Genomic DNA, 19,538 nt, shown 5'->3' with positions numbered 1-19,538 from the left:
GATGAATGTGCTACTATTCACCGCCTGTTCACAGCCACTCCTGAAAAACCATGAAATTTCCCGGTAAACGCAAATCTAAACACTATTTCCCGGTGGACGCTCGCGATCCGCTGCTAAAGCAGATTCAACCCGAAAGTGAAACCAGCGCCGCCTGGGTTGTCGGTATCGACCAGACGCTGGTGGATATTGAAGCCAAAGTCGACGATGCGTTTATTCAGCGCTACGGCTTGAGCGCCGGGCATTCTCTGGTGATTGAAGATGACGTTGCCGAAGCGCTGTATCAGGAACTGGTGCGCGAAGGTCTCATTACCCATCAGTTTGCCGGTGGCACCATCGGCAACACCATGCACAACTACTCGGTACTGGCGGATGACCGCTCGGTGCTGCTGGGCGTGATGTGCAGCAATATCGAAATCGGCGGCTACGCCTACCGCTATCTGTGCAACACCTCAAGTCGTACCGACCTGAACTACCTGCAGGGCGTGGAAGGGCCGATTGGCCGCTGCTTCACGCTTATCAGCGATTCTGGCGAGCGTACCTTTGCCATCAGCCCGGGCCATATGAACAAACTGCGCCCGGAGAGCGTACCTGAATCGGTGATTGCCGGTGCGTCTGCGTTGGTGCTGACCTCCTATTTGGTACGCTGTAAGCCGGGTGAACCGATGCCTGAGGCAACCATGCAGGCCATCGCCTATGCGAAGAAATATGACGTGCCGGTGGTGCTGACGCTGGGGACCAAATTCGTGATCGCCGAAAGCCCGGCGTGGTGGCAGAGCTTTATCAAAGAGCACGTGTCGATTCTGGCGATGAATGAAGAAGAGGCCGAAGCGTTAACCGGTCTTAGCGACCCGCTGCAGGCGTCGGATAAGGCGCTCGACTGGGTAGATCTGGTGCTGTGCACGGCCGGGCCAACCGGGCTGTACATGGCGGGCTTCACCGAGAACGACGCCAAGCGTAAAACGCAGCACCCGCTGCTGCCGGGGGCGATTGCCGAGTTCAACCAGTACGAATTCAGCCGCGCGGTGCGCTTTAAAGATTGTCAGGACCCGCTGCGTATTTACTCGCACATTGCGCCGTTTATGGGCGGACCTGAGAAAATCATGAACACCAACGGCGCGGGCGACGGTGCGCTGGCTGCGCTGCTGCACGACATTACCGCCAACGCTTACCACCGTTCCAACGTGCCGAACTCCAGTAAGCACCAGCATAGCTGGCTGACCTACTCGTCGCTGGCGCAGGTGTGTAAGTATGCAAACCGGGTAAGCTATCAGGTGCTGAACCAGCATTCACCGCGCCTGACGCGCGGCCTGCCGGAGAAAGAAGATAGCCTCGAAGAGGCGTACTGGGAACGGTAATTCGGCGGATTCCCGGGGTCGCTAGCGCTCGCCCGGGATACTTCAGCATGTAGCCCGGCCAAGCGAAGCGCCGCCGGGATCGCCATATCTACCCGCTAACCGCCTCACTCAACGGTGGCTCACTCAGCAGCCCCAGCATCGTTTTGGCAATTTCACGCTCGCCCATCACCACCTCATTGGCACCACGCTCGCTGATATACGCCACTTCATCGTCGTAGTGCGCACGAGCGATAATCTCAAGATGTGGAGACTTCTCGCGGGCGCTGGCGACAATCTCCCCGGCTTCGTAGCCGTTCGGAATGGTCAGCAGCAGCCAGCGGGCGCAGTCCAGATGCGCCAGGTCCATGATCTCTTCGTTCGCTGCATTACCCAGCACCGCACGAATACCGCGCTCGCGCAGCTCATCTACGCGGGTACGTGAGGTTTCGATAACCACCAGCGGGATGCCCTGCGCCATCAGCTTCTCGCCGAGCAGGCTGCCAACGCGACCGTAGCCGACCAGCAGCGCATGGTTACAGATATCTACCGGGATCTGCTTCTCGTCTTCCAGCGCCTCTTCCAGCGTCTGCTCCTCAAGGGTTTCCGTTTTCTCGAGGTATTTTTCCAGCACCGAGAACAGCACCGGGTTCAGCATAATGGAGAGGATAGCACCCGCCAGCACCAGATTCTGCCCCGACTGTGGCAGCAGGCCCAGCGCCATACCGAGGCCGGCAAGGATAAAGGCAAATTCACCAATCTGCGCCAGGCTGGTAGCGATGGTTAACGCGGTACGCTGAGAGTGGCCGAACAGACGCACCAGGCCGAAGGCCGCCAACGACTTGCCGAAGATGATGATGGCAAGCGTTGCCAGCACCGCCAGAGGCTGCTCAATCAGAATCAGCGGGTCGAACAGCATACCGACGGAGACGAAGAACAAGACCGCAAACGCATCGCGCAGCGGCAGCGTATCGTGGGCAGCACGGTGGCTCAGCTCGGATTCGTTCAGCACCATCCCGGCGAAGAACGCGCCCAGCGCAAAGGAGACATCGAACAACTCAACCGCGCCGAAGGCAATCCCCAGCGCCAGCGCCAGCACCGAAAGGGTAAACAGTTCGCGAGAACCGGTTGCGGCGCTGCGGGAGAGGATCCACGGCACCAGACGGCGGCCAACCAGCATCATAATGGCGATAAACGCCACCACTTTACCGATGGTGATGGCCATATCAATCGCCAGTGAGGCGAAGCCGATATTCTCTTTTTCCATCATGCCGGCGACGGCTGGCAGTAGCACTAGGGTCAGCACCATTACCAGGTCTTCAACAATCAGCCAGCCGATGGCGATTTGCCCGCGCTGGCTATCGATAAGCTGTCGTTCTTCCAGCGCGCGCAGCAGCACCACGGTACTGGCAGTGGAGAGACACAGACCAAAGACGATACCGGTCATCATCGACCAGCCTAAGAAGGTGGAGAGCAGCATACCGAGCAGGGTGGCGACGGCTATCTGCGCAATCGCTCCGGGGATGGCTATTGACTTTACCGCCATCAGATCCTTGAGCGAGAAATGGAGACCCACGCCAAACATCAGCAGAATAACGCCTAGTTCCGCCAGTTCAGGGGCCAGTTTGGTATCAGCGACAAATCCTGGAGTAAACGGTCCGGCCAGTACGCCCGCTAACAAATATCCTACCAGTGGAGAAATTCTTAACTTATTGGCAATCATGCCAAGGAAAAAAGCGAGCACAAGGCCACCAACAATGGTGGTGATTAGCGGTGTGGCGTGATGCATTCCGTCTCCTTTCGTCGTGATGCGTGGTCCCATTTTTGGCGCAGAATGCCGGAACAGCCTGAAAACCAAAAAGCCTTGTAATAGTTTATGACAATTCCGGTCATTTTGTTTGTGAATAATTCTTGAATTTAACTAAAAATTTGAATTTTGAGGAGTAAATGGCACAAATAAGAAAGTTGAATGCGGAAAGTCAGAGGTGACGAGTGCTTGCGGGAGAAAGAAGGCAGCCAAAACAGACGTTTGGCTGCCAGAAAATCAGTGTTTTTGGCGGTTATCAGGTAAGAATATGGTCAACATACCGATTAATGGTAGGAAGGCGCATATTTTATACACCAGGTCGATGCTGGTGTGGTCTGCAATCAGCCCCAGCACCGCGGCACCCAGGCCACCCATCCCAAAGGCGAAACCGAAGAACAGCCCAGAAACCATGCCGATACGACCCGGTAATAGCTCCTGCGCGTACACCAGAATGGCGGAAAACGCCGAGGCGAGGATAAATCCAATAATTACCGTCAAAATCCCCGTCCACCAAAGGGTGGCGTAGGGTAAAAGGAGGGTAAATGGCGCTACGCCGAGGATAGAGCCCCAAATAACATATTTACGGCCAATCTTATCGCCGACTGGCCCGCCAATCACGGTCCCTGCGGCAACCGCAAACAGGAAGGCAAAGAGATGAATCTGGGCGTTTTGTACCGATAATCCGAATTTTTGCATCAGATAAAAGGTGTAGTAGCTGCTAATGCTCGCCATATAGAAGTATTTGGAGAAAATCAGCATCAGCAGAATGAAAACGGCCAGCACCACTTTATTTTTCGGCAGCGGGTTAACGATAACGGTTTTAGGTTTGCCTTTCGCTAAACGATGCTGCGCCGCGTACCAGCGGCTAACCTGCGCCAGAACGACGATTGCCAGCAGCGCGGCCAGTACGAACCAGGCGACGTTGCCTTTGCCATAAGGCGCGATAATCACCGCCGCCAGCAATGGCCCCAGCGAGCTGCCGAAATTGCCGCCCACCTGGAAGATGGACTGCGCCAGGCCGTGACGACCACCGGAGGCCATACGCGCCACGCGGGAGGACTCCGGGTGGAACACCGATGAACCGGTGCCGACCAGCGCTGCCGCCAGCAGAACCCCGCCGAAGCTGCTCGCCAGCGCCAGCAGTACCAGGCCGCTTAGGGTAAAGCACATGCCGACCGGTAGCGACCACGGCATAGAGCGTTTATCGGTGATATAGCCGATAACCGGCTGGAACAGCGATGAGGTGAGCTGGAAGGTCAGGGTAATCATCCCGATCTGCACGAAGCTGAGCGAAAACTCCGACTGAAGCAGCGGATAGATCGCCAGAATCAACGACTGAATCATATCGTTGAGCAGATGGGAGAGGCTTATTGCCCCCAGAATACCAAATGAGGTACGACCCTTCTGCGAAGACGCAGCCGGGCCAGGCCGCGTAGGGCTGGTTTCAGAAATTGCCATAGATTCCACTTGTAATTAATAGTGCGATGTTGGGGATATACGCTTTAATAATAATTATCAGACTAAGATACCTGTCTAATACGTTTGAAGGAAGTCTCATTTCTGAAAACAAATTAGACTAATATTTCAGAGCATTGTAATTTCGGCGATGGTTATTCACTCAGGGAGAGAAACATGCATTTCGTCAAACGGGGCGTGGCGCTGGCGATGCTGTCTGCATTGTCTTTAGTCAGCTTACCTTCTCAGGCTTATCAGCAAGATAAAACCTATAAAATCACCATCCTGCATACCAACGATCATCACGGCCATTTCTGGCGCAGCGAATACGGCGAATATGGACTGGCGGCGCAAAAAACGCTGGTGGACGGCATTCGTAAAGAGGTGGCGGCTGAAGGGGGGAGCGTGCTGCTGCTCTCAGGCGGTGATATTAACACTGGGGTTCCAGAGTCCGACCTTCAGGACGCCGAGCCTGATTTCCGCGGCATGAACCTGGTGGGCTACGATGCGATGGCCGTGGGTAACCACGAATTCGATAATCCGATGAGCGTGCTGCGCCAGCAGGAAAAATGGGCCAAATTCCCGTTCCTCTCTGCCAACATCTATCAGAAAAGCACTGGCGAACGCCTGTTTAAACCCTGGGCGATTTTCAAACGCCAGGATCTTAAAATTGCCGTTATTGGCTTAACCACCGATGACACCGCCAAAATTGGCAACCCGGAATATTTCACCGATATTGAATTCCGCAAACCGGCGGAAGAAGCCAAAGTTGTGATTCAGGAGTTGCAGCAAAAAGAGAAGCCGGATCTGATTCTGGCAACGACCCACATGGGCCATTACGATAACGGCGAGCACGGTTCTAACGCGCCGGGCGATGTCGAAATGGCACGCAGCCTGCCTGCGGGCTCGCTGGCGATGATTGTGGGTGGTCACTCACAGGATCCGGTCTGCATGGCATCGGAGAATAAAAAGCAGGTCGACTACGTGCCGGGCACCCCGTGCGCGCCGGACAAACAGAACGGTATCTGGATTGTGCAGGCGCATGAGTGGGGCAAATACGTTGGTCGCGCCGACTTTGAGTTCCGCAATGGTGAGATGAAACTGGTGCACTATCAGCTGATTCCGGTGAACCTGAAGAAAAAGGTGACCTACGATAACGGGCAGAGTGAGCGCGTACTTTACACGCCACAAATCCCGGAAAATCCGCAGATGCTCTCGCTGTTAACGCCGTTCCAGAGTAAAGGCAAAGCGCAGTTGGATGTAAAAGTGGGCAGCGTCAACGGGCATCTGGAAGGGGATCGGAGCAAGGTTCGCTTTGTGCAAACCAATATGGGACGACTGATTCTCGCCGCACAGATGGCGCGCACTGGCGCTGACTTTGGCGTGATGAGCGGCGGCGGCATTCGTGATTCCATTGAAGAGGGAAATATCACCTACAAGAGCGTGCTGAAAGTGCAGCCGTTTGGCAACGTGGTGGTATATGCCGATATGAACGGCAAAGAGGTCACTGAGTATCTGACCGCTGTCGCCCAGATGAAGCCGGATTCCGGTGCTTATCCGCAGTTTGCTAACGTGAGCTTTGTGGCCAAAGATGGGCAGCTTCAGGATCTGAAAATCAAAGGTGAACCGGTCGACCCAGCGAAAACCTATCGCATGGCGACCTTGAGCTTTAACGCTACCGGCGGTGATGGCTATCCGAAGATTGATAGTAAACCGGGATATGTGAATACCGGGTTTATCGATGCCGAGGTGCTCAAGCAGTATATTGAGCAGAACTCACCGTTAGATGTGAATGCTTACGAACCGAAAGGGGAAGTGAGCTGGCAGTAAGGTTTGAGTCTTTATTCCCTCTCCCCGTTGGGGAGAGGGTTAGGGTGAGGGGGACAAGCCGCACCCATCAATCCCGACGCGCAATATCCGCAAACGTCGCGCCAAGAATCTTCGCTAAGTCTACCGCCGCCAGTTCAATATCCAGCCCGCGCTTGCCGCCGGAAACATAGATGGTGGCAAACTCCTGCGACGGCGCATCAATCACCGTTGGCAGACGCTTTTTCTGCCCTAGCGGGCTAATGCCGCCCACCAGATAACCGGTCACGCGCTGCGCCACCATTGGGTCGGCCATATCGACCTTTTTGGCGCCTAACGCCTTGGCCACTTTCTTCAAATCCAACTGCCCGGCAACCGGCGTCACCGCCACGGCGAGCTGTTTCATGTCGCCGTTCATTGCCACCAGCAGGGTTTTGTAAACCTGGTCGGCATTCAGTCCTAATTTACGCACCACTTCGTCGCCAAAGTTGGTCTCATGCGGATCGTGATCGTAGGCGTGGATGTTGAACGGGATCTTGTTCTTTTCGAGTAGCTTAACTGCGGGAGTCATAACGTTCCTTCTTACTACAGACGTGATATGCAGCCAGCATACGCCCAAAAATGCACTAAAAAATAGTATAATCTTGCGCAATAGGTATTGGCAGTTGCGGCAACTTTGAGCGACAATCGAAAGATCCGGAGTGCGAACTCCGGGATAATAATAATGATGAAATTCCTCTTTGACGGGCCAATAGAGATATTGGCCATTTTTTTATCCCAGCATCTGCGGCAGGTTACCTTCCCCGTACAAATGTAGCGCCCCTACGGCGACCACATAGCGCCCCGGCGGCAGCGCCAGCAGCGCATCGCGCCAGGCCTCATTGCGTTTCACCATCAACACATCATACAGCGACTGGCTAAAGGTATTGGGCAGCGAAGCCGTACCGTTGGATGGCGGCTGTTCTAACCACCAGCCGATCATCACCTGCAGCAGCCGAGCGTTGGTGTGCCAGTGCGTCAGCGTATCGTCGAGCAGCGCCATGCCGCCGTCGGGAAGTTCGCAGAGCAGCGCTATCTGACTGTCGGCCCCTTCCAGCTCCTTCACCGGCAGCGACGTTTCGCGAGCCGCCTGCAGCAATTGATAGTCAATGCCGTAATCCGGGCGCAGCCCCAGCTTTTGCGCCTGAGTGGCCTGCAGCACCATCGCCACCTGCCACAGCGGCTGGGTATCAAAGCGATACAGCGGCATCCCCATCTCATCGCTGAGTTTTTCAAGTTGGCTAAACTGCGCTGCGCTGAGCCGTTCGCGCAGCGGCGGGTATTCTGGCAGGTCGCTGAAGGGCGTTTCGTTACCCGAGATATCCGCTTCAACAATAAGCGCATCGGCCTGATGAAGTTTTTTCAGTAACTTAGCGGGAAGGGGGGCCATGTCGCGGGTCCCCATATGAATGCTGCCCACCAGATGCAGGTGGCGGCCGCCGGGCAAGGTGACGTCCAGCGCAGGCCAGCTGTAGGGTGAACCGCGCAGCGTGCGCCACAGGCGTTGTAGTTGATTTAACAGGCTCATCCGCGCTCCCTGGAAGGAAAATCTCATGCTAGCGCGATGGGGGAAAAGGTGCAAACGCGTCCCTCCCGATGGCGGGAGGGACGGTGGGTTACTGCTTAGGTTTGAAGCGCAGCAGGCGGTTGGCGTTGCTCACCACCGTAATGGAGGAGAGCGCCATCGCCGCCCCGGCAACCACCGGATTCAGCAGCGTGCCGGTCAGCGGCCAGAGGATCCCGGCGGCAATCGGAATGCCCAGCGAGTTATAGACAAACGCCCCGAGCAGGTTCTGCTTCATATTCCGCAGCGTGGCGCGGGAAATGGCTAGCGCATCGGCGACGCCGACCAGGCTATGGCGCATCAGCGTAATCGCCGCGGTTTCAATCGCCACATCGCTGCCGCCGCCCATGGCGATACCGACGTCGGCCTGCGCCAGCGCTGGCGCATCGTTGATACCGTCACCGACCATCGCGACCTTCTGGCCCTGCGCCTGCAGATCTTTAATCGCCTGCGCTTTCCCGTCCGGCAGTACCCCGGCAATCACCTCATCAATACCTGCTTCCTTGGCAATCGCGTTGGCGGTGACGGGGTTATCCCCGGTCAGCATCACCAGACGATAGCCTTCACGGTGCAGGCGCTGCAGCGCGGCAACGCTATCGCTGCGCAGCGGGTCACGAATGGCGAACAGCGCGGCGGCTTTACCGTCGATCGCCAGCAGCACCGGCGTGGCACCCCGAGCGGCCTGCTGAGCCATCTCATCGTCCAGTTCGCGGGTCACGACCTGGTGTTCATGTAGCAGCGCCTGGTTGCCGAGCAGCAGGGTGTGCCCGTCGGATTCACCGCTCACGCCCAGCCCACGCAGGGTGCGGAAGGCGTTAACCTGTGGCAGCGTTCGTTCATCCGCTTTTTCCACAATAGCGCGGGCCAGCGGGTGGTTCGACCCCTGTTCCAGTGCGGCGGCGAGACGCAGCGCGGTGGCTTCGCTAATTGCCCCGAGCGTTTTGACCGCAACAACCTGCGGTTTGCCTTCGGTCAGGGTACCGGTTTTATCAAACACCAGGGTGGTTAACTCACTGGCGCGCTGAAGCGCATCGGCATCACGTACCAGTACGCCGTACTCTGCGGCGCGACCGACGCCGGCAATAATCGACATCGGCGTTGCCAGACCCAGCGCACACGGACAGGCGATAATCAGTACCGTCGTGGCGATAACCAGGGTATAGACAATCTGCGGTGCCGGGCCAAAGAAGTACCAGATAGCGGCGCTGAAAATCGCAATCGCCACCACCACCGGCACGAACACGGCGGAGATTCTATCCGCCAGTTGGCCGATTTCCGGCTTGCTGCTCTGTGCCTGACGTACCATCTTAATAATGCGTGACAGCGTCGTGTGGCTGCCTACGGCACTTGCGCGGAACTGCACCGAACCATCTTCTACGACGGTACCGGCATGAATACTGTCGCCGTCGCCTTTTTGCTGCGGGATTGGCTCACCGGTCAACATGGCTTCATCAAACCAGGCTTCGCCCTGGGTAATTTCACCGTCAACCGGAACGCGGTCACCGGTTGCCAGACGTAAGATCATGCCCGGCTGAACGTCGGCCAGCGGCACGGTTTTTTCACCGTCTTCCGTGACCACGCGGGCGGTCGGCGGCGTCAGGTCGAGCAGCTTTTCCAGCGCCCGGGAGGAGCGCTGACGTGCGCGCGCTTCCAGCATATGCCCGAGGTTTATCAGGCCGATAATCATGGCGCTGGCTTCGTAATAGAGGTGGCGGGCTTCCATCGGGAACCACTGCGGCCACAAGTTGACGCTCATCGAGTAGAGCCACGCGACGCCGGTACCTAAGGCGACGAGGGTGTCCATCGTTGCGGTACGATTCTTCAGGCTTTTCCATGCGCTGGTGTAAAAATGACCACCGGCAAACACCATCACTGCCAGGGTGACGAGACCGATGACCAGCCATAGGGAGCGGTTATCGTCGGAGACCATCATGTTGTCGCCGATCATCCCCCAGACCATCACCGGAATGCCGACCAGCAGAGCAACAATCGCCTGCCAGCGAAAACGTTTCATGGTCGCCAGTGCGGTTTCCTGCTGACGTTCGCGGCGCTTGAGATCGTCCTCAATCGCTTCCGCGCCGTATCCCGCTTTTTCCACCGCCTGGACTAAATCACCGGCGGAGGCGCTACCCATGACCAGGGCCGTGCGCTCCGCCAGGTTTACCCGTGCCTGTACGACGCCCGGTACGGCCTGCAACGCATTTTGTACCCGGGAAACGCAGCTGGCGCAGCTCATACCGTTGATCAGCAATTGTTGGCTGTCATCCAGTTCCTGCGCTGCCGGAAGCTCAGGGGTGGCCGCTGTCAGTGCTTCCGACGGGAGTGATGACTCTGCCAGCGGTTTAGCCTTTGGGTGGCTTAACTCCGCACCATAACCGGCTTGTTTAATGGTTTCGATCAGCGCTTCAGCGCTGGCGCTACCGGTCACGTGCGCGGCTTCGATAGTCACTTCCGCATGGTCAACGTCAGAACGCTGCTCCAGGCTCTCTTTTACGCGTTTCACGCAGTGGCCACAGGACAAACCGTCCAGGGCTAGATCGATGGTTTGAGACATATCACTTTCCTCAATAATGGATGACCAAATTCACCTTATGGTCTACAGTTGTGAAGGTTAAACCTTCCAGCAAGGGGAAGGTCAAGGGGGAAATGTGAATATCAGTGATGTTGCCAAAAAAACCGGTTTAACCAGCAAAGCGATTCGCTTTTATGAAGAGAAGGGGCTGGTCACGCCGCCGCTGCGCAGTGAAAACGGCTACCGCAGCTACACGCAGAAACACCTTGATGAGTTTACGCTGCTGCGTCAGGCGCGGCAGGTAGGGTTTAATCTGGAGGAGTGCGGCGAGCTGGTGAATCTGTTTAACGACCCAAAGCGCCACAGTGCCGACGTGAAGGCCTATACGCTGCAAAAGGTGGCGGATATTGAACGCCATATCAGCGACCTGCAGGCGATGCGCGATCAGCTGCTTTCGCTGGCAGCGTCCTGCCCGGGAGATGACAGCGCCGATTGTCCGATTATTGATAATCTTTCCGGCTGCTGTCACCGTAAAACCCAGGCCTGACGATTAGCGAGGAGGGGAGAGCCTGATTCGCAGGACGATCCCTTCCACCGCAATCACCTCTACTTTACTGCCGGCGGGCAGGTCGTCATCGGCGGCAACCGGCCAGGAGCTATCGCCGACCCGCATATGACCACGACCGTTAACCAGCGCGTTATCCAGCGTAAAGCGCTGGCCCAGCAGTTGCTGTCCACGCTGGTTAAGCTGGCCTTCAGCCGGGCGCTGGCGGTTCGTGCGGCGGCTCAACCACTTCCACCACAGCCAGGCTGCCAGCAACGTAAGCACGGCAAACAGCGTACCCTGCCACTCCCAACCGATCGGCAACAGCCAGGTGATGATGCCGGTGACCGCCGCCGCCACGCCGCTCCACAGCAGATAACCGCTGCCGCCGAGCATTTCTGCCGCCAGCAGCAGGCCGCCCAGGCTCAGCCAGAAGAGATGCGGGTGCGTGAGCACCAGGGCGATCATGATGATTTCCGTTCGCTGGCGCTGTCTTTAATCAGCTCGGCGATCCCGGCGATTGAGCCCATCAGGCTGCTGGCATCCAGCGGCATCATCACCACTTTGCTGTTATTGGCGGAGCCAATCTGCTGCAGCGCATCGGTGTATTTCTGCGCCACAAAGTAGTTCACCGCCTGAATGTCGCCGGCGGCAATCGCCTCGGATACCATCTTGGTTGCTGTGGCTTCCGCCTGCGCTGAACGTTCACGCGCTTCCGCCTGCAGGAACGCCGACTGGCGCTCACCTTCTGCGGTCAGGATCTGCGCCTGTTTTTCACCTTCGGCTTTGACGATTTGTGCCTGGCGAATCCCCTCCGCTTCGAGGATATAGGCACGCTTGGTACGTTCGGCCTTCATCTGTGCGTTCATGGCGTCGATCAGTTCTGCCGGTGGGCGTACGTCGCGAATCTCGATACGAGTGATTTTGATGCCCCACGGGTTGGTCGCTTCATCGACGATATGCAACAGACGCGTGTTTATGTTGTCACGCTGGGAGAGCATTTCGTCGAGCTCCATCGACCCGAGGACGGTACGAATGTTGGTCATCGTCAGGTTGATGATGGCCAGCTCAAGGTTGCTGACCTCATAGGCCGCTTTTGGCGCATCGATCACCTGAATAAAGCAAACGGCATCAATCGAGACGTTGGCGTTATCTTTAGAGATGACTTCCTGAGAAGGAATATCGAGCACTTGCTCCATCATATTGATTTTGCGGCCGATGCGATCCATAAACGGCACCACCAGGCTTAAACCAGGGTGCAGGGTTTTGGTGTAGCGACCAAAACGTTCGACCGTCCATTGGTAGCCCTGAGGCACAACTTTGACGCCCGCCGCGACAATCACCAGCGCGACGAAGATAAGAACCGGGATAAATATCAGCATAAAACCTCCTGTTTAACTGTCCGTAACCTGTTCAAGTATATCGGCTATGCAGGGGAAATTCGCCCCCTGAAATAAATAGGGGTTACACTAGAGCCACAAAAGTCAGCTTCAGGACAAAATAAAGCAATGAAGGAAAATAGCGCGATTTTACAGCTTGAGCAGGTGAGCTTTCATATTGGCGAGAAAACGGTCCTTGATAAGATTAATTTAAGCGTGGCCCCCGGTGAGTTTAAGCTGATTACCGGGCCCTCCGGCTGCGGCAAAAGCACCTTATTAAAAATTATCGCCTCGCTGCTTTCACCCACCGATGGGAAGATTCTATTTGAAGGCCAGGATATCAACGCATTAACCCCGGAAGCTTATCGCCAGCAGGTTTCCTACTGTGCACAAACTCCGGCGCTGTTTGGCGATACGGTTTACGACAACTTTATTTTCCCGTGGCAGATTCGCAATAAAAATCCTGAGCCGGATCGTTTTCTGACGCAGCTGGCGCAATTTGGCCTGCCGGAAGAGACGCTGTCGAAATCGATTAGCGATCTCTCCGGCGGGGAAAAGCAGCGGGTGTCGCTCATTCGTAACCTGCAATTTTTACCCAAGGTGCTGCTGCTGGATGAAATTACCAGCGCACTGGACGAGCAAAATAAAAAGAACGTGAATGAGATTATTCATCAGTATGTGCGTGACCAGCAGGTTGCGGTGCTGTGGGTGACCCACGATAAAGATGAAATTAGCCATGCGGATGAAGTGGTGACGCTGCCTTCGCATCAGGAGGCGGTCAATGAATAGCGAACATATCATCACTAACCAGTCGCTGGCGCTGTCAATGGTGTTGGTGCTGGTTGCCATCCTGGTCAGCTACCGGGAAAAGCTGGCGCTGGAAAAAGACATTATCTGGAGTATCTGCCGGGCGGTGGTGCAGCTGATTATCGTTGGCTACGTGCTGAAGTATATCTTCAACGTAAACCACGCGGTGCTGACGCTATGCATGGTGCTGTTCATCTGCTTCAACGCGGCGTACAACGCGCAAAAGCGCAGCAAATATATCGATAAAGCGTTTGTGTCATCATTTATTGCCATTACTACCGGCGCCGGGCTAACGCTGGCGGTGCTGGTGTTCTCCGGCTCGATTGCGTTTGTACCGATGCAGGTGATCCCGATTTCCGGGATGATTGCCGGTAACGCGATGATTGCGGTGGGGCTGTGCTACAACAACCTGGGGCAGCGTTTTAGCGCTGAACAGCAGCAGATTCAGGAGAAGCTAAGCCTGGGGGCAACGCCGAAAATGGCGTCGGCGCGGTTGATTCGCGAAAGTATTCGCGCATCGCTGATCCCGACCGTAGATTCGGCAAAAACGGTAGGATTGGTGAGTTTGCCGGGGATGATGTCCGGGCTGATTTTTGCCGGTATCGACCCGGTAAAAGCGATTAAGTATCAGATTATGGTGACGTTTATGCTGCTCTCAACCGCCAGCCTGTCGACCATTATTGCCTGTTATCTGACTTACCGGAAGTTTTACAACGCCCGCCACCAGTTGGTGGTGACGCAGTTGAAGAAACGCACATAATGTGAGATTTCCCGGCGGCGCTGCGCTTGGCCGGGCTACCTACAATTGTAGCCCGGCCATGCGCAGCGCCGCCGGGATTGCACGGTTAGTACAGCAGCGAATACAGCTGACGACGATACTTCGACGCCAACGCATCACCGGTACCCAGCGCGGCCAGAATTTCCTGCAGCATTTTGCGCGCCTGACCGTCCGCCGCGCCTAAATCTTTGCGCAGATGGCTGAACAGCAGCTCCAGCGCCTCTTCGTTACGACCCACCTGATGCAACTGAAGTGCTAGCTTCGAGGCCAGCGTCGCGTCGTCCGGGTTGGCCGCTACTTCTTGCTGCAACTGCTGAATTTCCGGCGTGTCCGCCGCCTGCTTCAGCAGCTCAATCTGCGCAACCAGCCCTTGATAGCGGGTATCCTGATCCTGCAGCGGAATGGTTTTCAGCACGGCTTCGGCCTCTTCTGAACGGTTAAGCGCAATTTGCGTTTCCGCCAGCAGTAGACCAATCTGACTGTCCTGACCGGAGAGCTGCCAGGCATCTTTCAGCAGCGGCAGCGCGTCGGCATGGTTGCCTTCCTGAATCAGCGCCAGCGCCTGCTGTGCTTTCAGCTCTTCTTCACGAGGCAGCACTTTATCGAGCAGTGCGCGAATCGCTTCTTCCGGCTGAGGGCCCTGGAAGCCGTCAACCGGCTGACCGTTCTGGAACAGGTAAACGGTCGGGATGGAGCGCAGGCCAAACTGAGAGGCGACCATTTGCTCGGCATCGCAGTCGACCTTCGCCAGAATAAACTGACCGTTGTACTGCGCGGCCAGATTTTCCAGCACCGGCGTCAGATCCAGGCAGTGCTGGCTACGGTCTGACCAGAAGTAGAACAGCACCGGTGTGGTAACGGACTGCTCCAGCGTCTGGTGGAGATTAGCTTCAGTAATGTTGACGATATTCTGTACGGACATAAGTCTTTCTCTGTAGTCGGTTTATATTCGAGATGGGGGCAAAAGCGTCGGCTTCAACTTAGCCCTGCAGAATTTTGTCCATCGCGCGCCCCGGCAGCAGGCGTTTCAGCCAGCCAACCGCGTGGGTGACCAGGGTGACCGGATAGCGCAGCTTCGGTTTATCGCTGATAAATGCATGGCGAACTTTCTCCACCACCGCGTCCGGGCCAAGGGTGAAGCGCGCGGCAATGCCGGGATTCTCCACCGGCTTATCACTGGTCTGGTTAACGTTTTCCGTAAAGCGGGTGCGAATGGGGCCGGGTTCAATCAGGCTGACCTTCACCCCCGTATGGCGCAGCTCCATGCGCAGCGCATCAGACCAGGCCTCCAGCGCATATTTGCTGGCGGCATAGGCGCCACGGCCCGGGGTGGAAATCAGCCCCATCACCGATGAGGTCATGACGATACGGCCTTCGCCGTGCGGGATCATCGCCGGCAGCAGGCGCATGGTCAGCTGGTGGACGCCGAAAAAGTTGGCGGAAAACTGCTGCACCATCTGCGCGCGGCTGATGCTCTCCAGTGGACCATAGACGCCATATCCGGCGTTATTAAACAGGCCAAACAGGCGGTTATTGGTCAGGGCGATGACCTGCTCCGCGGCGTTATCGACGCTTTCCGGGCTGTCGAGGTCGAGCAATATTCCGGTAAACCCCATGCCGTTCATGCGCTTCACATCATCGGGTTTGCGGCAGGCGGCCAGTACGCGAAAGCCCTGGCGTTTCAGTTCTAACGCGCTTTCGAGGCCAATCCCGCTGGAACATCCTGTAATTAAGACCGATTTTTGCATAACTTTACCTGAAGACACCGCTTTACTTTCCGGCATCGTGATTAACTAATGGAGCCAGGCGTGTCGCCATCCAGTCTGCAATAAACGGCTGGGCGTCACGATTGGGATGAATGCCATCATCCTGCATCCACTGCGGCTTGAGATAGACCTCTTCCATGAAGAAGGGCAGCAGTGGGATAGAAAACTCGCTGGCGAGCTGCGGATATACAGCGCTGAACGCCTCATTATAGCGGCGTCCGTAGTTTGCTGGCAGACGAATTTGCATTAATAACGGTTGGGCATGGGCGGCCTTTACCTGCTGCAAAATAGTACGCAGCGTTTTCTCGGTTTGCTGTGGTTGAAAACCGCGCAGGCCATCGTTGCCGCCGAGTTCAACCAGCACCCATTGCGGTTTATGCTGTTGCAGCAGCGCAGGCAGGCGTGCCAGCCCCTGGTCTGAGGTATCGCCGCTAATACTGGCGTTTACCACCGTAATGTCAGGCTGCCATTTATCGTTCAACAGCGCCGGCCAGGCCGTATTGGCCGCCATGCGATAGCCCGCGCTAAGGCTGTCGCCAAGCACTAACAGCGTGTCCGCCGCCGCGGCGCGCAGGCTAAACAGAATCAAAAACAGGACAGGCAAATGCCAGCGGAAAACGTACTTGAAGTGCATCATCTTAAGAAATCCGTCGGTCAGGGGGAGCATGAGCTTTCCATCCTTACCGGAGTTAACCTGATTGTCAAACCGGCGCAAACCCTTGCTTTAATTGGCGAGTCGGGTTCCGGGAAGTCGACGCTGCTGGCGATTCTGGCCGGGCTGGATGATGGCAGCAGTGGCGAGGTGAAGCTGCTGGGGCATCCGCTGGATAAGCTCGATGAAGAGGCGCGAGCGCGACTGCGCGCCCAGCATATCGGCTTTGTTTTTCAGTCTTTCATGCTGATCCCCACGCTGAATGCGCTGGAGAACGTCGAGCTGCCCGCGCTGCTGCGCGGTGAAAGCGACGGCCAAAGCCGTCAGGGGGCGAAGGCGTTACTGGAACAGTTGGGGCTAGGCAAGCGTCTGCACCACCTTCCGGCGCAGCTTTCCGGCGGCGAGCAGCAGCGCGTGGCGCTGGCTCGTGCCTTTAACGGTCGCCCGGATCTGCTGTTTGCCGACGAACCGACCGGTAACCTTGACCGCCAGACCGGGGATAAAATCGCCGACCTGTTGTTCTCGCTCAACCGCGAACACGGCACCACATTGATTCTGGTCACCCACGATGCGCAGCTTGCCGCACGCTGCGACCGACGGCTGCGGCTGGTCGACGGGCAGCTACGGGAGGAGGCATGATTTTACGTTGGTTCTGGCGGGAGTGGCGCTCGCCGTCGCTGCTGATTGTCTGGCTGGCGCTGAGCCTGGCGGTGGCCTGCGTGCTGGCGCTGGGCAGCATCAGCGACCGCATGGACAAAGGGCTCAATCAACAAAGCCGTGAGTATATGGCGGGCGACCGGGTGCTGCGCAGTTCTCGCGAAGTACCGGCGCAGTGGATTGAACGCGCGCGCGCTCAGGGGCTGACGGTTGGCGAACAGATCAACTTCTCCACCATGACCTGGGCGGGCGACACGCCGCAGCTTGCCGACGTGAAGGCGGTCGATGACAGTTACCCGCTGTATGGCGACCTGCAAACCGCACCGGCGGGCCTCAAACCGCAGGCGGGAACGGTGCTGCTTGCGCCCCGGCTGATGGCGCTGCTGAATCTGAAAACCGGCGATAACCTTGACGTGGGCGATGCCACGCTGCGCATTGCCGGGGAAGTGGTGCAGGAACCTGATAGCGGCTTTAACCCGTTCCAGATGGCGCCCCGGCTGATGATGAACCTGGCCGACGTGGCGAAAACCGGTGCCGTACAGCCCGGCAGCCGGGTAAGCTGGAGTTATAAATTTGCCGGCACCCCCGCGCAGCTTGCCAGCTATGAAAGCTGGCTGTTGCCACAGCTGAAGCCGGAACATCGCTGGATTGGCCCGGATCAGGACGACGGCGCGTTAGGCAAATCGCTGCAGCGTTCCCAGCAGTTCCTGCTGCTCTCCGCGTTGCTGACGCTGCTGCTGGCGGTCGCCGCCGTGGCGGTGGCCATGGGTCACTACTGCCGCAGTCGCTACGATCTGGTGGCGGTACTGAAAACGTTAGGTGCCGGGCGAGCGCAGCTGCGTAAGCTGATTATCGGCCAGTGGGTGCTGCTACTGGCGCTCTCAGCGCTGGCGGGTGGTGCGATGGGTCTGCTGTTTGAATCGGTGCTGCTGGCGCTACTCAAGCCGGTGCTGCCAGCGGCGTTACCTGCCGCCAGCGCCTGGCCGTGGCTGTGGGCAGTGGGGTCAATGACGGTGATTTCGCTGCTGGTCGGGTTACGTCCATATCGATTGCTGCTGGCAACTCAGCCGCTGCGCGTGCTGCGTCAGGATATCGTCGCCAACGTCTGGCCGCTGAAAATCTATCTGCCGTTGGTCTGTATTGTCACCGTGGTGCTGCTGGCATGGCTGATGGGCGGTAGCCCGCTGCTGTGGTCGGTGCTGGCAGGTGCGGTGGTGCTGGCGGCGCTGTGCGGGCTAGTGGGCTGGCTGCTGCTGAAGGTGTTGAAGCGCCTCACCCTGCGCGCGCTGCCGTTGCGCCTGGCGGTGAATCGTCTGCTGCGCCAGCCGTGGTCGACGCTTAGCCAACTGGCCGCGTTCTCGCTCTCGTTTATGCTACTGGCTCTGCTGCTGGTGCTGCGCGGCGATCTGCTGGATCGCTGGCAGCAGCAGTTACCGCCGGAAAGCCCGAACTATTTCCTGATCAACATTGCCCCGGAACAGGTGAGTGAGGTGAAAACCTTCCTGGCGGAGCATCAGGTGATCCCGGCGGCGTTTTACCCGATCGTCCGCGCGCGCCTCACCCAGATCAACGGTCATAGCACCGAAGGGAATAAAGATGAATCGTTGAACCGCGAGTTGAACCTCACCTGGCAAAATCAGCGGCCGCAGCATAACCCGCTGGTGGCGGGCGTCTGGCCGCCGAAAACCGGGGAAGTCTCTATTGAGGAAGGGTTGGCGCAGCGGCTGAATATTGGCCTCGGCGATAGCGTAACCTTCACCGGTGATACTCAGGACGTTACGGCGAAGGTGAGCAGCATTCGCAAGGTGGATTGGGAAAGCCTGCGGCCGAACTTCTTCTTTATCTTCCCGGACGGCGCGCTGGACGGTCAGCCGCAGAGCTGGCTCACCAGCTTCCGCTGGGACCACGGTACGACGCTGCTGACTCAGCTAAACCGTGAATTCCCGACGGTGAGCCTGCTGGATATTGGCGCTATCTTAAAACAGGTTGGTCAAGTGCTGGCGCAGGTCAGTCGGGCGCTGGAGGTGATGGTGGTGCTGGTCACCGCCTGCGGCGTGCTGCTGCTATTGGCCCAGGTTCAGGTTGGCATGCGCCAGCGTCACCAGGAGCTGGTGGTCTATCGCACACTCGGTGCCGGAAAGTCTCTGTTGCGCCTGACGTTATGGGCGGAGTTTGCTCTGCTGGGGGCGATTTCCGGTCTGGTGGCGGCCATCGGCGCGGAGACCGCGCTGGCGATGCTGCAAACCAAGGTATTTGATTTCCCGTGGTCACCGGACTGGCGGCTGTGGGTGGCGCTACCGCTTTGCGGGGCGCTGTTGCTGTCGCTGTGCGGTGGGGGATTGGGGCTGCGTCTGCTTAAGGGTAGGGCGCTGTTCCGTCAGTTTTCCAGCTAGTTTTCCCCCGGCGGCGCTGCGCTACTTGTTATCTGTAGCCCGGCCAAG

General features: G+C 57.4%; 17 protein-coding genes. 7 read left to right on the top strand and 10 right to left on the bottom strand.

What is annotated here, in order from left to right:
• Window positions 1–50: 50 nt before the first annotated feature.
• A complete protein-coding gene (locus FHC49_RS02940; RefSeq protein ID WP_220438602.1) occupies window positions 51–1,355 on the top strand; it encodes an inosine/guanosine kinase in 1,305 nt (434 codons plus the stop codon).
• Between the two features lie 88 nt (window positions 1,356–1,443).
• Here the strand turns inward: FHC49_RS02940 and ybaL are convergent, their stop codons facing one another.
• Window positions 1,444–3,120 carry a YbaL family putative K(+) efflux transporter gene (ybaL, locus tag FHC49_RS02935; RefSeq protein WP_220438601.1) on the bottom strand — a complete coding sequence of 559 codons (1,677 nt, stop codon included), beginning with the start codon at window positions 3,118–3,120 and terminating at the stop codon, window positions 1,444–1,446.
• A gap of 255 nt (window positions 3,121–3,375) precedes the next feature.
• Window positions 3,376–4,596 (bottom strand): MFS transporter, encoded by a 1,221-nt coding sequence (locus tag FHC49_RS02930; protein ID WP_220438600.1) that lies wholly within the window; start codon window positions 4,594–4,596, stop codon window positions 3,376–3,378.
• A 174-nt stretch (window positions 4,597–4,770) separates the two neighbouring features.
• Here FHC49_RS02930 and ushA point away from each other — a divergent pair, with 174 nt between their 5' ends.
• Window positions 4,771–6,423, top strand: coding sequence for a bifunctional UDP-sugar hydrolase/5'-nucleotidase UshA (ushA, locus tag FHC49_RS02925; protein ID WP_220438599.1), 1,653 nt, complete (start codon window positions 4,771–4,773; stop codon window positions 6,421–6,423).
• 67 nt (window positions 6,424–6,490) lie between these two features.
• Here ushA and ybaK read toward each other — a convergent pair whose 3' ends face one another.
• The 3 genes from ybaK to copA form a co-directional block, all read right to left on the bottom strand.
• A complete protein-coding gene (ybaK, locus tag FHC49_RS02920) occupies window positions 6,491–6,970 on the bottom strand; it encodes a Cys-tRNA(Pro)/Cys-tRNA(Cys) deacylase YbaK (protein ID WP_185667088.1) in 480 nt (159 codons plus the stop codon).
• A gap of 201 nt (window positions 6,971–7,171) precedes the next feature.
• Window positions 7,172–7,966, bottom strand: coding sequence for a TraB/GumN family protein (locus FHC49_RS02915; protein ID WP_220438598.1), 795 nt, complete (start codon window positions 7,964–7,966; stop codon window positions 7,172–7,174).
• An 88-nt stretch (window positions 7,967–8,054) separates the two neighbouring features.
• Complete coding sequence (gene copA, locus FHC49_RS02910; protein ID WP_185667086.1) at window positions 8,055–10,556, bottom strand: copper-exporting P-type ATPase CopA; 2,502 nt, start codon at window positions 10,554–10,556, stop codon at window positions 8,055–8,057.
• Between the two features lie 94 nt (window positions 10,557–10,650).
• On the opposite strand from copA, the gene cueR reads away from it, so the two are divergent.
• Entirely contained in the window at window positions 10,651–11,061 is a 411-nt protein-coding gene (cueR, locus tag FHC49_RS02905; RefSeq protein WP_185667085.1) for a Cu(I)-responsive transcriptional regulator, read from the top strand.
• 3 nt (window positions 11,062–11,064) lie between these two features.
• Here cueR and FHC49_RS02900 read toward each other — a convergent pair whose 3' ends face one another.
• On the bottom strand, window positions 11,065–11,526 hold the full coding sequence (locus FHC49_RS02900) for an NfeD family protein (protein WP_185667084.1): 462 nt from the start codon (window positions 11,524–11,526) through the stop codon (window positions 11,065–11,067).
• The gene (locus tag FHC49_RS02895; protein WP_035891812.1) at window positions 11,523–12,440 is read right to left on the bottom strand and encodes an SPFH domain-containing protein; all 918 of its coding nucleotides are present in this window, start codon (window positions 12,438–12,440) and stop codon (window positions 11,523–11,525) included. Before FHC49_RS02895 ends, FHC49_RS02900 begins: the two co-directional genes overlap by 4 nt.
• A 126-nt stretch (window positions 12,441–12,566) precedes the next feature.
• Here FHC49_RS02895 and fetA point away from each other — a divergent pair, with 126 nt between their 5' ends.
• Both fetA and fetB read left to right on the top strand, forming a co-directional pair.
• Window positions 12,567–13,226 carry an iron ABC transporter ATP-binding protein FetA gene (gene fetA / locus FHC49_RS02890; protein WP_220438590.1) on the top strand — a complete coding sequence of 220 codons (660 nt, stop codon included), beginning with the start codon at window positions 12,567–12,569 and terminating at the stop codon, window positions 13,224–13,226.
• On the top strand, window positions 13,219–14,004 hold the full coding sequence (gene fetB, locus FHC49_RS02885; protein ID WP_185667082.1) for an iron export ABC transporter permease subunit FetB: 786 nt from the start codon (window positions 13,219–13,221) through the stop codon (window positions 14,002–14,004). Before fetA ends, fetB begins: the two co-directional genes overlap by 8 nt.
• 85 nt (window positions 14,005–14,089) lie before the next feature.
• On the opposite strand, the gene FHC49_RS02880 is transcribed toward fetB, so the two are convergent.
• Genes FHC49_RS02880 through tesA form a run of 3 tightly spaced genes read right to left on the bottom strand, consistent with a single transcriptional unit; the run spans window position 14,090 to window position 16,425 of the window.
• A complete protein-coding gene (locus FHC49_RS02880) occupies window positions 14,090–14,944 on the bottom strand; it encodes a co-chaperone YbbN (RefSeq protein ID WP_220438588.1) in 855 nt (284 codons plus the stop codon).
• Between the two features lie 58 nt (window positions 14,945–15,002).
• Entirely contained in the window at window positions 15,003–15,806 is an 804-nt protein-coding gene (locus FHC49_RS02875) for an SDR family oxidoreductase (protein ID WP_223883158.1), read from the bottom strand.
• Window positions 15,793–16,425, bottom strand: coding sequence for a multifunctional acyl-CoA thioesterase I/protease I/lysophospholipase L1 (gene tesA / locus FHC49_RS02870; protein WP_185667079.1), 633 nt, complete (start codon window positions 16,423–16,425; stop codon window positions 15,793–15,795). Before tesA ends, FHC49_RS02875 begins: the two co-directional genes overlap by 14 nt.
• On the opposite strand from tesA, the gene ybbA reads away from it, so the two are divergent.
• Window positions 16,393–17,079, top strand: a complete 687-nt coding sequence (gene ybbA, locus FHC49_RS02865; protein ID WP_185667078.1) for a putative ABC transporter ATP-binding protein YbbA — start codon at window positions 16,393–16,395, stop codon at window positions 17,077–17,079. The two genes, tesA and ybbA, sit on opposite strands and share 33 nt — an antisense overlap.
• Window positions 17,076–19,490 (top strand): putative ABC transporter permease subunit YbbP, encoded by a 2,415-nt coding sequence (gene ybbP, locus FHC49_RS02860; protein ID WP_220438587.1) that lies wholly within the window; start codon window positions 17,076–17,078, stop codon window positions 19,488–19,490. The genes ybbA and ybbP overlap by 4 nt, the downstream gene beginning before the upstream one ends.
• Window positions 19,491–19,538 lie beyond the last annotated feature (48 nt).

It is taken from the genome of Kluyvera sp. EC_51 (assembly GCF_019584505.1).
In the GTDB taxonomy this organism is placed as follows: Bacteria; Pseudomonadota; Gammaproteobacteria; order Enterobacterales; family Enterobacteriaceae; genus Kluyvera; species Kluyvera sichuanensis.
The sequence above is the reverse complement of the archived record's forward strand: the minus strand, read 5'-3'. Positions and strand labels throughout refer to the sequence as shown.